Source organism: Arcanobacterium buesumense (assembly GCF_012563545.1).
GTDB lineage: Bacteria > Actinomycetota > Actinomycetes > Actinomycetales > Actinomycetaceae > Arcanobacterium > Arcanobacterium buesumense.
The window spans coordinates 1,742,234-1,756,044 of record NZ_CP050804.1 but is presented as its reverse complement, the minus strand read 5'-3'; the positions used below and the strand labels follow the sequence as shown (position 1 = coordinate 1,756,044).

Sequence of the window (13,811 nt, the reverse complement as noted above, 5' to 3'; positions counted from 1 at the left end):
GAGCTTTCGTCAGGTGGGTTACCTCGTCGTCGAGCTGGGCTAGGCTAAGTAATAGGAAAAGGAGGGGTGATGCGCGAACGCGGCGAACTATCTGGCTATAAGTTAATCAAGCGGATTGGGTTTGGTGGCATGTCAACCGTCTATGAGGCGGAAAGCCCCTCCGGGCAGCGAGTAGCATTAAAACGTATGAACCCGGCGTTGCTTGATGATCCGCATGGACGCCAGCGATTGATTCGTGAAGTGCGGATGTTGCAACGGGTTTCTAGCCCGCATGTTGCTCAGATTCTCGACGTCGAGTTCGACGACGACGTTTTCATCGTCACCGAATTAATCGACGGGCCCACTTTAGAAGCTGATGTTGGCGATCATGGAATTTTTGCTGACTCGGACCTTGTTGAACTCGCGCATGAACTGGTTGGCGCATTGCGTTCGGTACATCAAGTGGGGGTGCTACATCGGGATATCAAGCCCTCAAATGTCATGATTGGACCGCAGGGCATTGTGCTCATTGATTTTGGAATATCGCAAGCTATCGACTCGACTCGACTAACCCAGCCAGGTTCCCTTGCCCATACTCCGGGCTATGTTGATCCGCGTATTATTGCCGGCGAGGATCCAGATGAGGCTGCCGACTGGTGGGCTTTGGTTGCGGTGATTGGGTTTGCTGTTAGTGGGCATCCGCTGTTTCATGGCTCGCCGGTCGCGATAATGCGCCAGGTGATGCGAGGCGAGGCAGATTTTACTGGCGTGGATCCAGATGTGGCGCGGGTGTTGCGGGCTGCCTTGGCACCAGATCTTTCGCAACGGTTAACGATTGATGATTTTTTGCGTGCCTTGGACCGACCGCAGGAGTTTGTTGAGTCGTTAGCTGAAGAAGCGACCCGCGTCGTCGAAATTCCTGCGGTTATAGATGAGACCCCAGATTTTTCGGAAACCCCAGTTGGTGACGAGGAATCAACACGTGTTGTGACAGTCGATTCTTTTTCTGCCGACGACGAGGTGGCGCGCACACTCATCGCGCAACCGCCTGCGCGGTTCTCTAGCTTCCCGCTTGACCCTACTTTCGGTCCGGACCTCAGTTTCCCACCTGACCCTAGTTTCCGGCCTGATGACGATAATGAGGTTGCTGAGTGGGAGAGCTTTATCGAACACCGACCGGTGCTACATCATTATCGTCTGTTGTGGGTGTTGGCGAGTTTGGCGCTCGCGGTACTTGCTGGATGGCAGGTGATTGTGGCAAGCGCGCTCAGTGGCGTGGCGTTTATCGTATTTTTTGTTATTGGTGGGCTGTGGGAACATGCTCAGGCACGCGAGCGCCGTGGAAAGACAGGTATGTTCCCGGTGGTTATTCGGACACCGTTGGTGTTGATACATGCTGTTTTTATGTGTGTTATTGGTGCAGTTGTTGGCGGAGTCGGCGGCTTTGGTAGTGTGTGGTTCGCAGATCGTCTTATCGCGCACGACGCCGCCATAGATATTCGGATACTTTTCGCTATGGCGATGTGTGTGTGCTTGATCTTGATGTGGCAGGTCGATTGGGGACGGATGGCACGTATTGGGTGGCGGGTGACGATTCGTAATATTGCGCCGACGTCGGGCTATTATTTTTTCTGGTGCCTTATTGCGCTCATAGCGTTATGTGTGGCGATCTTTGTGGTGGCGGTTGCGCCGATTAGTGGGATACAAGGTGATTTATTCGACCTTTTCGTTCATGGAGCGCGCTCTATGAGGTTTAATTATTAACGTAAACGTTTTATTATCAAAGCAGTCCACTTTAACTGAATTTAAGGCAAGTACATGGCATCGAAGAATACTCCAGGTATGTCGAGCAATCGGCAAACGAAAGAAGAACGCCGGCAGGCGGCTCGGGAAAAGGCTCGTCTGTTGCAGGAGCTTGAGGCGAAGCAAGCAAAGAAGCGCAAGGTTATTACCATTGCCGTTTCTGTTGTGGCATTGCTGTTAGTTGCGTTCGCTATTTGGCAAATTGTTACCACTGATAAAGGAAAAGAACGGGATCTTGGCTCATATACGGGCAGTGTTCGTGAAGTTAAGACCGATAATATTGCCGACGACGGCGGTGTTCTCTTCGATCATGATGGAGTTGCAACGGCAAGTGAATCAGGCAAGCCAGTTATTGGTTTGTGGTCTGACTATATGTGTCCGGGATGTGAACGGTTCGAGGCTAAGTTTAGTCCACTACTGAAAGAGCATTTGGATCAAGAAGACTTGCAGATTAAGCTTTACTTGGTCAATACGTTAGCCACTGAGTTTTCTACCAAGGGAGCAACGGCTTTCTATTATGTTGCCCAGTATGCTCCAGACAAAGCCTGGGCTTTTAATGGTGCGCTGATGGCTCATGGTGAAAAGATCCATGCACAATCCGCTCCGCAGAATCCGTCAGCAAGCGATATCGCTGATATTGCTAAGAGCGTTGGGGTTCCTGAGGATGTTGTTAACGATTTGCCAGCGTCGATTACCGATGAAAAATGGCAAGCTCTGGTATCAAAGACGGTGGAGGTATTCCGCGATAATGGTTATACCGGAACACCAACGTTGACGGTCAATGGTCAGGCTGATGATTCGTGGACTGAGGGAAATCCAGATGAGATTGTCCCGCAAATCCTGAATAAAGCAGCTGGAAAGTAACACTTTTTACTAAACGTGTCGAAGATTACCCGGTGGTGCAATTGGCATCACCGGGTAATCTCTGTCATTATTGTTATGCGCACCAGTTGCTCGACTGATGCGCACGCCTCCTTAGCTCAGTTGGTAGAGCGACGCTCTTGTAAAGCGTAGGTCGTCAGTTCGAGTCTGACAGGGGGCTCCATCAAACGGTTATTCAGATACAATATTTCACTGAAGTTTAAATCCCCTGAAAATTGTGTTTCCACATGGGAATGCGGAACTGTCAGGGTTTCTTTTTACAGATAGTTTTGGCATCTAGAGCGCGCAGTGAGATAAAACAGTAAATTGTGTTAATGCTGACTGCTTAGTCCCCGATATGCCGGGGAGTGTCTCAATAAAAGTGTCACATCTCATAAAATTTGCTAGAGAATAGTGATCGTTTTTAGTATTCTTGGTGTTCTCAGAAAAAGTCATCATACGAAAAGAGAACTGCGAATGAATCACTTTCCCAAAACTATGCGTGTAGCAACTGCCGCTGTCGCAGGTGCTGTGCTGGCATCTGTTTTCGGTGCGGTCGCCTATGCTGCGCCAACTATTTTCCCTTATAATTCCGGCGCACATATTTTGCCTTTTGAGAGTGCTGAAACGCCGAATGTTCCCGGTGAAGTAACTATCAATAATGGAAATATCCTACTCCCAACTGATTTCTTTATTAGTGGTGGAGCTGCAAATAACCGCGACGTTCGTGCCTACAACTGTGCTACAGGCGAAGTGCGTGACCTCATTGTCACCTACACATTGCCAGCAAATACTGAAACAATTTCGATGCCGCACGCAGATGTTTATCCATGCACTGGGTTTGAACTTGATGGCGACGATACCCGCGCAAAAATTGTAATGTCGCGTGGTGCAGTTCAACGCATTGAAGCAGAACAACAACCTGATGGACATACTTTCATTTTCCGCGGCATTGATCCGGCTTCGTACACTGAGGTTTCTGATGCAGTTTTTAAAGTAACTAAGGCTACTGAAAGCTTTGAAATTGATGCTTCAGCAAAATTTGAAAACGGTCTAGTCTACACCACGCGAGTAGGTGAAGGCGCCGCAATTGGCTTAAAATCATTGGAAATGAATCCTCAGTATGTTGCTGTTGAGAATCCTTTTATCCCTGAAGACGCGACTGAGGGTGAAGATACTGGAACTACCGATGGCGACGGTACTACCGATGGTGAAGATAACGGCACTGTTGACGGTGACGGTACTACTGATGGTGAAGATAACGGCACTGTTGACGGTGACGGTACTACTGATGGTGAAGATAACGGCACTGTTGACGGTGACGGTACTACTGATGGTGAAGGCGACTCGACTGCCGGATCGGCTGAGGATGAAGAACAAAACGGTACTTCGGGTAGCAATGAAACTACCAATAATTCAAATAGTGACAACTCGGGCACTTACCAGCAGGACATGCCGCAAGATCCTAAGAAAGTACTCGCTAGCACCGGCGTATTCTCTATGTGGATGATTTCCTTGCTTGCGCTAGGAACAGGTGCTTTCGGTGTTATTGCAACCAAGGCATCTCGCCGGGATGCATAAACTACACTCGTAGGAGAGATATCGAGTACCTTAGAGTTGTGACCGGGAGTGTTAAGCCACTCCCGGTCATTTCTTTTTATTACGCTTTGTGGGTTTTCTGATTCTTGAAAGCGTCAAGAAACTAGATTTCAGCTGATATTGAGTGTGATTTTCTCACCTCTTTTCGCTAAAAAATATTTGGTTTTTCTGATAAATCCTTGATAGATAGCCATTTGACGGGGTGGGTAAGTTTCTCATATTGTGGATAGTAATGGTATGGATTTGGTAAAGGGGGCTAGTATGTTACCTTCGGTGACTTTCCTGTTACCAGATAAGGAGGATGCTCCATGAACAGTATGATGGACAGCCTAAAAATGAGTCTTTCTGGGTTTAATGACCATATCTATACGTGGATACTCATACCGCTTCTCATCGGGGCGGGAATCTATTTCACGGTAAGATCCAAGGGCCTGCAGTTTCGCCTATTTGGAAAAATGTTTACCGTACTTGGCCGTAGCCGAGAGGCGAAAAAAGGCCAAATCTCATCATTTCAAGCATTTGCTATCGGATTAGCTGCACGTGTAGGTACCGGTAATATTGCCGGTGTTGCAGTAGCTATCACTCTTGGCGGACCCGGCGCAGTTTTCTGGATGTGGGTTGTTGCCCTTCTCGGAATGGCAACTGCGTTTATTGAAGCAGCTCTAGCCCAGCTATTCAAAGTCCCGTGGCGAGACGGAACCTATCGCGGTGGGCCGGCCTATTACATCTGGAAAGGTCTTGGATCATGGCGATGGGGTGCAGTATTTGCGGTAGCCCTCTTATTTACCTACGGAATCGCTTTTGAACTTGTTCAATCCAATACCATTTCCAATTCTCTTAATGAGGCTTACGGTTGGCCTACGTGGTTGACCGGATTAGTTGTTACCGTTTTGACTGGCATCGTTATACTCGGTGGAATCAAATCGGTTGCTCGCGTGACTGAAATTCTCGCCCCCGCTATGGCGTTGATCTATATTGTGATCGCACTTGCTGTGATCGTGATGAATATCGACCACATCATCCCAGTCTTCACCAATATTTTCACTTCTGCTTTCGGGCTTAACGAAGCTTTTGCAGGAACAACCGGTGGAGTGACAGCTGCGATGATGAACGGCGTTAAACGAGGGCTGTACTCGAACGAGGCAGGTATGGGTTCGGCTCCTAATGCCGCATCAACTGCTACCACAATTCACCCAGCTCGCCAAGCATTAATTCAATCGATGGGCGTTTTTGCAGACACCATGCTGGTGTGTTCTGCAACCGCATTCATTATCCTCACCTCAGGGCTTTACGCACCTGGTCAAGAAGTCGAAGGGGCTACCCTGACAACAAATGCAGCAGCCTCGGCGCTTGGTGACTGGATTCAGCCGGTGATGATCGTCTTGGTGCTAGTTTTCTGTTTTTCTACGCTTATTGGCAACTATGCCTATGCTGAAGTAAATATGGATTACCTATTCCCAGGCAAAAAAGTTGGAAACTACTTCCTGCGTTTCGTTGTTGTGGCAGCGACCTTTGTTGGTGCTATAGCGAAACTTGGATTGGTGTGGACACTTGCAGATACGTCCATGTTCTTTATGGCCGTTATCAATCTTGTCGCTATTTTACTTCTTGGATCATGGGCTTTTGGCGTCTTGCGAGATTTTGAATCAACCAATGGTGAAGGTGCATTTGTTGCCGTAGATAATCCATATCTGCCAGGCAATATCCCAGATACTATTTGGACAAAAGAAACAGCTGGTCAAGAGCATTAAAATATGTGGCGATAGTGATGTTGGCAGGTACTCGTGAGAGTACCTGCCAACATCACTATCGTGCAAGTCTTTTTAGTCAGCGACGATAAAACCAATCGTTTTTGTTGGTCCGACTGCCAAAATCTCGTCCCCTGGAGCCAAAATTGTTTCGGCATAAGCATTAACCCAATGATCGTTAGGTCCTTTAACCGCAATAATGGAAATGCCCTTAGAACGGCGTAATCCTAGCTCTGAAAGCTGCATCCCAGTCATGGCCTCATTGACGGTTGTTGAGACAAGAGCATAACCATAACCTAACTCGACGTAATCATTAAACGATTGCGCCACAATATGTGCCGCCCGCCGGCCCATATCAGTTTCTGGATAGAAAATATGGTTAACGCCCATTTGCTCAAGAATCTGACCCTGTTGCGGTGTTGAGGCTTTAGCCCACACTTCTGGTCCATTCATTTTCAGCAGTGCTGACGTTACCAAAATAGATGAAGCAAGATCATTGCCAATTGCTACCACAACTCGAGAAAAATCTGGAATTCCTAGGTCTTCTAAGGTATCGGGATTAGTGGGATCAGTGGCAACAACATGAGGAAGCTTATTAGCGAGGCTTTGGACAACTGCCGGTGATTTATCGATTCCTAAAACACTGTAACCGGCATACACCAGTTCTAAGGCTAACGCCGAACCAAAACGGCCTAACCCAACTACGGCAACATCATGTTTTTGAACAGAGTGGCGCAATCGCATACCACACATCCTTTCTTTAGCCGATTAACGGCCGATCTTTAGGAAGCTCATATGTTAGTGGCGTTGTACGCAATGCTAACGCAGTAGCAACGGTAAGCGGACCGAGACGCCCAATAATCATTAAGACAATCAATACCAACTGACTCGATTCCGGCAGAGTTGGCGTAATACCAGTTGATAATCCGACGGTTGAGAAGGCAGAAACAGCTTCAAATAGTGCTTGATCCAGATTCGCCGTTGTTTGAATCATTAACAACATTGTTCCCGTCATCACTGCAAGCGACGATAGTGACATTACCGTTAATGCCTGGCGTTGGGCAGAACGCGGTAAACGTAACCCCAACACATTAACTGCGCGGCCGCCACGCATCTCAGACCACACAACGAAACCGATCACGAACGCCGTCGTAATCTTCACGCCACCAGCAGTGCCACCAGGACCACCACCAATAAACATAAGCAAATCAGTTAAGACACGAGAAATGTCTGTCATTGACCCGACGTCGATAGAATTAAACCCGGCAGTACGAGGTGTAACAGAAGCAAAAAATGCCATCAAAACTTTTCCTGCTGGCTCCTGTGAGCCTAGCGTATTCGGATTTTGCCACTCAGCTAACGTGAAGAAAAGCCAGTTCGATAGCAATAAACTCAGCGTGCCAATAACAACAAGACGAGTCGTCATCGGCCAGCGCCACCAACGCAATCCGGAACTGTAAAATGCCAAAAGTGCCGGATAGCCTAAACCGCCAATAATGATACCTGCTGAAATTGGCAAAATAATCCACGGGTCGGTTGCGAATCCCATTAATGAATCGGTGTAAAGCGAGAAACCGGCATTGTTGAAGGCTGAAATAGAATGGAACCACGCTTCACCAATAGCCGATTCGAAGGGATGTCCTAAGAAAAGGAATCGGCATAACAACATGGTCGCAATCACGCTTTCAACTACTGCGGTCAATGCGACAATACCTACTACAACTCGGCGTACATGACCTGGTCCAACGCCACTGACCGTAGCCGTAGCAACTTCTCGGGTACGCATGTTCAACCGTCGTGCAATAACCATTGCTACCAAAGTAACGATCGTCATTGTTCCCATGCCACCGAGTTGCATCAAAATAGCAATCACAGCTTGGCCAAAGTCAGAATAATATGTTGCGGTATCAACAACGATGAGACCGGTAACTGCGGTAGCTGACGTAGCAGTAAAAAAGGCAACTGAAAATGGTGCACCCCCATTGAACTGTGGGCCATACTCATGCGGGGGAGTTGATAGCGGGTATGGCCAGGGAGGCTGCCCGGTTACCGAGATCGGGAGCATCAGCAGGAAGGTGCCCATCATGATTGTCATAAGGAAAGCGCAAATGACAATATATGTGGGTCGCATCTTTCGGAGACGATTCACCTAAGCGATTCTAGAGCCGAAGGTGTTATTAGACAACATAACAGGCTATCGTAGTGAGTGAAAGAACCCTTCGCGAACGTTTCAAGGAAAATCTATGCGCGCACTTATGAAGCCAACAGCAGGGCCAGGACTCGCATTACGTGAAGTTCCCGAGCCTACTGCCGGCTGTGGAGAAGTAAAAATTAAAGTAATGCGAGCCGGATTATGCGGCACAGACTTACATATTTTGTCATGGGATGATTTTGCGGCAGCACACGTGAAGCCGGGACAAATTATTGGCCATGAATTTTATGGCGAAATTGTGGAATTGGGTTCGAATGTTCCCGAGGGTGACGGCGAAGGGCAATTCCATGTGGGGCAGCGAGTGTCTGTCGAGGGCCATGTGGTTTGTGGGCGGTGTCGTAACTGCCGTGCTGGGCGGCGGCACATGTGTTCCCAAACAGTGTCAATCGGTGTGGATTGTGATGGTGCTTTTGCCGATTACGTCGTCGTTCCAGCGGCAAACGTTTGGGTTCAGCCAGAGCAAATCGACGCGGAACTCGGAGCGATATTTGACCCGCTAGGTAATGCAGTTCACACCGCTTTCCAGTTTCCTTTAACCGCTGAAGACGTGCTTGTTACCGGAGCTGGACCGATTGGTATTATGTGTGCGGCTATCGCTCGGCATGCCGGGGCGCGAAATGTTGTGCTGACAGATATTAACGATGAGCGTTTGGCTCTTGCCAGCAATATTGATGGTGTCGTTGGGGTAAATACGATGCGTGAGGATGTGCGTGATCGTTTTGCGTCTTTGGGTATGGCTGAGGGTTTCGATGTAGGTTTGGAAATATCGGGAGCTCCGAAGGCGATGGAGCAAATGATTGATCTGTGTACGCATGGTGCGCATATTGCGTTGCTGGGCCTGCCAGCTCAACCGTATCCGATTGATTGGAATACGTTGATTGCGCGGATGTTGACGATTAAGGGCGTGTACGGTAGGGCGATGTTTGATACGTGGTATCGGGCGACCTATTTAATGACTGGTTCGGTTGCTTTCCGAGAGCAAATTCGTAGTGTTATTACCCACCGGTTTGCGCCAGAGGATTGGGAAGATGCTTTTGAGACTGCGCGTGGTGGGCATGCAGGTAAGATTATTTTGGAATGGAATGACTGATGTTTGGTATTCGTGAGGAATTAGCGGCGACGCTTAATGATATTAAAGCTAGTGGCTTGTATAAGAATGAGCGGGAGATTCTTTCTCCGCAGTCGGCTCATATTCGTACCCAGCAAGGTGAATTGTTAAATTTTTGTGCCAATAATTATTTAGGGCTGGCTAATAATCCGGAGATTATTGCTGCTGCTCGGGCGGGGTTGGAAGAGTATGGTTATGGTACTGCTTCTGTCCGTTTTATTTGTGGAACGCAAGATATTCACCGGCGGTTGGAGCGTAAGATCGCTGAGTATGTGGGGATGGAAGATGCGATTCTGTTCCCGTCGGCGTTTGATGCTAATGGTGGTATTTTCGAGGTTTTGTTGAGTAAGGACGATGCGGTTGTTTCGGACGAGCTTAATCATGCATCGATTATCGACGGTGTTCGGTTGAGTAAGGCTCAGCGGTTCCGCTATAAGAATTCGGATATGGGGCAGTTGCGTGAGCAGCTGGCGGCTGCTCGGGCGCAGGGCGTTGGTCGTATTTTGATTGTGACTGACGGGGTTTTCTCGATGGATGGGTATTTTGCTAAGTTGCCAGAGATTTGTGATCTGGCAGAAGAATTCGATGCCATGGTAATGGTGGATGATTCGCATGCCACTGGTGTTGTTGGCGAGCATGGCTCGGGTACGCCGTCACGGTTTGGGGTTGCTGATCGGGTAGATATTTTGAGTGGTACTTTGGGTAAGGCGCTGGGTGGTGCTTCTGGTGGTTATATTGCTGGCCCGGTAGAGCTCATTGAGTTGCTTAAGCAGCGGGCTCGGCCGTATTTGTTTTCGAATGCGGTGGCTCCGGCGATTGTTGCTGGTTCGCTTAAAGCTCTGGATATTGCGCGCGACGGCGATCATTTGCGTGAGCAGGTGGCGGCTAATGCGCAGTTATTCCGGTCATTGATGGCGAGTGCTGGATTTGAGTTGTTGCCTGGTTCGCATCCGATTATTGCCGTGATGTTCCCTGGTGAAGATGGGGCACGTTTGGCTGGGGATATTGCGGCAAAACTAAGTGAACTAGGGATTTATGTTACGGCATTTTCCTATCCGGTAGTTCCGTTGGGTCAGGCGCGGATCCGGGTACAGCTTTCGGCTGCTCATTCGCAAGACGATGTGCGGACGGCAGTTAGCGCATTTGTGAAGGCGCGTGAGGCAGTTACGGCGTAGTGCGGATGCAAATGTGATCGACGACGTTCAATCGCGTTGTGGATAATGTTTGATTGTGGATAGTTTAGTTTGGTGATTTTTGATATTCGATACTCTGATCAGGTCAGAGTTAATTATCGGATATTGGAAGTGACTGATGGAAAAATTCATATATGTGCTGTGTAGCGTGCTTGCGCTTCATGTGTGGGGTGCTGGGATAAGTCCAGCGTATGCAGAGGAGTCCGGTGCGCAGATTTTGCCACAGGATGAGGCGTATGTGGGGATGGATATGCGTTTTCTGCCAGCAGAAGACGCTTCCGCACACCCTTCGTGGACGACGAAGACGTGGCGCGCTCGGCCCGTATTATTCACAGTTCAAACGGTAGATCAAGATATTTACCACGCTTACTGTTTGGAAATCACTGTTCCATCTGATCGGAATGCCCAAATTCGAATGGGTTCGTGGGATGAGTTTATGGGGGAGAACGCATTTAAATCTGATCACGATGTACAGCAAAAAGTTGCTTGGATTGTGCATCACTCATATCCGGCACGTGAGTTGGTAGATGTTGCCCAACAGGCAGGTATATCGCAGTTGTCCGCCGATCAGGCAATAAATGCAACCCAAGCGGCTATCTGGCATCTGACCGATGGAGTAAGTCCGGATTTTATGGACTTTGCCATCCATAACCGTGATGAGGATACTCAGGCAATACTGGCTCTATATCACTATTTGCTTTCGGAGAAGAATACCGGGCTAGATGAGCATGTGTTGGGAGCTGAGGTTAGTATTGATGCTCCGCAAGAAATGAGCTTTGCTGGTGGGCTTCTTGGGCCGATTACTTTTCATTCGGCAGTATCCACAGTGAAGGTTGATGTCCCAGAAGGTTATTCTTTGGTGGCAGATTCTGGTGAGGCAATTGATCCGGAACATGTTGCCATTGATAGGCCACTGTATGTGGATATTCGTGATACTGATACGGCTGGTGAGGTTACGCTCACTGCATATGTGGAAAGCTCGGCGTATCACGGATCGCTTGTTACGCCCGTTATTTCACCGAGTGCTCACGGTCAAACACTGGTGTTGGTTCAGCAGTTAGTGCAGAAATCTTCGCAAGATGTTGCGTTGAGGTGGCGTTCAGCTGGCGATATGTGCCGGGACGCTCAAGGGAATGTGGTTCGTGATACCCAAACCGGGCAGATTGTGGGTAAGGAATCGCCACTGTGCATAGTTGAACCTGGTGAGGCTGAGCCGCATCAACCACTACCGGCAGATGTGTCAGATAATTCGGCCGAAGATATCCAGGTGACAGCTCAGCACATGCCGGATGTGGAACTTGCTAAGACGGGCGCAGAAATATATCTTTTGGGCTCTGTTGCTGGGGTGATGGTTGCGATCGGAATAGGGTCGGCCTATCGGGAAAAGCGTCGTTATCGAGTGTTAGATAAGTTGATTGAGTAGATAGCTGGATTAGCGGAGTGTCCAATCAACTGGGGCGGCTCCTTGCTCTTGGAGAAGATCATTTGCTCGCGAGAATGGGCGGGAGCCAAAAAACCCGCGGTGTGCAGATAGTGGGGAAGGATGTGGGCTCGTGATTGTTGGCGTGTTGGGCATGAGTCGTGCTAAGGATTGAGCTTGTTTGCCCCACAGAATTGCTACTAACGGTTGCTGGCGGTGAGCTAATGCTCGAATGGCATGATCGGTGATTTCTTCCCATCCGCGATTAGCGTGGGATCCGGGTTTGGTAGGGGTTACGGTTAGAACTCGATTTAAGAGCATAATGCCGTTTTGTGTCCATGATGTTAAGTCGCCATGATCGGGTGGCTCGATGCCAAGGTCATCGTGTAGTTCGCGGTAAATATTGACTAACGAACGTGGTAGCGGGCGTACCTGCCGGTCAACGGAAAAAGAAAGGCCTACTGGATGACCTGGAGTGGGGTATGGATCTTGACCGACGATGAGAACTCGCACCTGGGGAAGTGGCTGGGTGAATGCTCGCAAAACATGTGCTCCGGCTGGTAGGTATCCACGCCGTTGTGCGTTTTCTTCACGAAGAAAATCACCCATCGCGTGAATCTGGGGAGCTAGCGGTTCCATGGCTTGTGCCCATGTTGGGTGCATAACTTTATCTAGATCGCTCATGGCTTTATGATACGGCCAATGTGTGCAAGATTGCGTACACTGAAAGTATGAGTGGTCAGAAAGATGCCCAATCAATCGACCTAACTGACATGGAAAAACAGATTTTGGCGATTGAAGAATCGTGGTGGACGATAGCGCGCACGAAAGAGCGTGCGATTAGTCAAGAATTAGGAATCGCGCCAATGCGATACTACATTCTGTTGTCGCATATGCTTGATGATGAACGGGTATGGCGAGCCCGGCCGCAACTAGTTGATCGGCTACGGCGGTTGCGTGATGCCCGTCAGCAAGAGCGAACCGTGTCATAGAGTGGCAAGCAGCTATTGGTGAGAAAGTTTAGGTAGGCTTAACTTCGTGAATGAATATGTAGAAGACGAATTTGATCGGCTGGCTAAAGAACGCCAGTCGCTAGGCGCACACCGGCAACCAAAGCGTGGTAATCCGTGGCTGATTGCGCTGGTAGCTGTTCTTGTTATTGGTCCGCTACTTGGTTGGGGTATTGGCTTGTGGATGGCTGGCGAATCGCGCCCCCATACACAATCGTCAGCATCGCAAACAGCTGTTGAAGAGCAGGCACAAGAGGAAAAGCCTCAAGAGTCTGGTGAACCAGCAGCAGCGGAGCCAGCAGCGGAAGCTCCTGCGGTAGAACCAGTGAAGCCACAGTTAGATATGAGCATTAGTGTGCGTGTCCTCAATGGACGTGGCGAGCAGGGGTTAGCTAATCAGATTGCTGAGCTACTTCAAGGCGAGGGCTATTCCGACGTCACGGGTGGGGATTATACCGGTGGTGGAGTGCCGGTAGATACCACGGTTTATTACAGCTCTGAGGAGTTTAAAGACGAGGCTGAAGACATCGCCCAAAAGATCGGTGGCGGTGAAGTTAAAGATGGCGCTGATATTTCGATGAGTTCACAGATCGTGGTTGTTATGCGCTGATAATCTATGCTGTTTCTTTTGAGTGGGCCGACCAAACTTGCGTCAAGCCCACTCAACTTTTCTCTGCTAGATGAAAGTCAGTCATAGTTAACTCTGTCATCTTGCACTCTCTGGCTGAGAGTGCCAAAATCAATACTATCACTCTCGGTTAGAGAGTTATAGTCACTTTGACTAGTGAGGCGTCATGCTCGTGCGAAACAGAACGCATGAATGTGGTGTCGGCCGTCGCGGGCACTAGTCGCAACCACCCTAATGGGAGGGAAAATAC

12 protein-coding genes and 1 tRNA gene are annotated in these 13,811 nt (G+C 49.0%); 10 read left to right on the top strand and 3 right to left on the bottom strand.

The genetic code is table 11. The features are described from left to right. The first annotated feature begins 69 nt into the window (after positions 1 to 69). From HC352_RS08105 to HC352_RS08085, 5 genes are all read left to right on the top strand, one after another. The gene (locus HC352_RS08105; RefSeq protein WP_168918393.1) at positions 70 to 1,743 is read left to right on the top strand and encodes a serine/threonine-protein kinase; all 1,674 of its coding nucleotides are present in this window, start codon (positions 70 to 72) and stop codon (positions 1,741 to 1,743) included. Positions 1,744 to 1,797: 54 nt separating this feature from the next. Continuing rightward, positions 1,798 to 2,646 (top strand): DsbA family protein, encoded by an 849-nt coding sequence (locus HC352_RS08100; RefSeq protein ID WP_168918392.1) that lies wholly within the window; start codon positions 1,798 to 1,800, stop codon positions 2,644 to 2,646. Positions 2,647 to 2,751: 105 nt separating this feature from the next. Beyond that, positions 2,752 to 2,827 (top strand) — tRNA-Thr (locus HC352_RS08095). Between the two features lie 293 nt (positions 2,828 to 3,120). After that, positions 3,121 to 4,224, top strand: a complete 1,104-nt coding sequence (locus HC352_RS09035; RefSeq protein ID WP_211080663.1) for a hypothetical protein — start codon at positions 3,121 to 3,123, stop codon at positions 4,222 to 4,224. A 326-nt stretch (positions 4,225 to 4,550) separates the two neighbouring features. Next, positions 4,551 to 5,993, top strand: coding sequence for an alanine/glycine:cation symporter family protein (locus tag HC352_RS08085; protein WP_168918391.1), 1,443 nt, complete (start codon positions 4,551 to 4,553; stop codon positions 5,991 to 5,993). Positions 5,994 to 6,065: 72 nt separating this feature from the next. On the opposite strand, the gene HC352_RS08080 is transcribed toward HC352_RS08085, so the two are convergent. Both HC352_RS08080 and HC352_RS08075 read right to left on the bottom strand, forming a co-directional pair. Then, the gene (locus tag HC352_RS08080; RefSeq protein ID WP_168918390.1) at positions 6,066 to 6,734 is read right to left on the bottom strand and encodes a potassium channel family protein; all 669 of its coding nucleotides are present in this window, start codon (positions 6,732 to 6,734) and stop codon (positions 6,066 to 6,068) included. A 16-nt stretch (positions 6,735 to 6,750) separates the two neighbouring features. Next, positions 6,751 to 8,121: a TrkH family potassium uptake protein gene (locus HC352_RS08075; protein WP_168918655.1), complete on the bottom strand. Its 1,371-nt coding sequence runs from the start codon at positions 8,119 to 8,121 to the stop codon at positions 6,751 to 6,753. A 112-nt stretch (positions 8,122 to 8,233) separates the two neighbouring features. On the opposite strand from HC352_RS08075, the gene tdh reads away from it, so the two are divergent. The 3 genes from tdh (at position 8,234) to HC352_RS08060 (ending at position 11,926) form a co-directional block, all read left to right on the top strand. After that, positions 8,234 to 9,292 (top strand): L-threonine 3-dehydrogenase, encoded by a 1,059-nt coding sequence (gene tdh, locus HC352_RS08070; RefSeq protein ID WP_168918389.1) that lies wholly within the window; start codon positions 8,234 to 8,236, stop codon positions 9,290 to 9,292. Beyond that, entirely contained in the window at positions 9,292 to 10,485 is a 1,194-nt protein-coding gene (locus HC352_RS08065; RefSeq protein ID WP_168918388.1) for a glycine C-acetyltransferase, read from the top strand. Before tdh ends, HC352_RS08065 begins: the two co-directional genes overlap by 1 nt. Positions 10,486 to 10,621: 136 nt before the next feature. Further along, positions 10,622 to 11,926 (top strand): thioester domain-containing protein, encoded by a 1,305-nt coding sequence (locus tag HC352_RS08060; RefSeq protein ID WP_168918387.1) that lies wholly within the window; start codon positions 10,622 to 10,624, stop codon positions 11,924 to 11,926. Positions 11,927 to 11,935: 9 nt separating this feature from the next. Here the strand turns inward: HC352_RS08060 and HC352_RS08055 are convergent, their stop codons facing one another. Further along, positions 11,936 to 12,607 (bottom strand): uracil-DNA glycosylase, encoded by a 672-nt coding sequence (locus HC352_RS08055; RefSeq protein ID WP_168918386.1) that lies wholly within the window; start codon positions 12,605 to 12,607, stop codon positions 11,936 to 11,938. Between the two features lie 47 nt (positions 12,608 to 12,654). Between HC352_RS08055 and HC352_RS08050 the strand changes: the two genes are divergently transcribed. Together HC352_RS08050 and HC352_RS08045 are read left to right on the top strand one after the other, a co-directional pair. Further along, the gene (locus tag HC352_RS08050; RefSeq protein WP_168918385.1) at positions 12,655 to 12,915 is read left to right on the top strand and encodes a DUF3263 domain-containing protein; all 261 of its coding nucleotides are present in this window, start codon (positions 12,655 to 12,657) and stop codon (positions 12,913 to 12,915) included. A gap of 46 nt (positions 12,916 to 12,961) precedes the next feature. Further along, complete coding sequence (locus tag HC352_RS08045; protein WP_168918384.1) at positions 12,962 to 13,543, top strand: LytR C-terminal domain-containing protein; 582 nt, start codon at positions 12,962 to 12,964, stop codon at positions 13,541 to 13,543. The last annotated feature ends 268 nt before the right edge of the window (positions 13,544 to 13,811 follow it).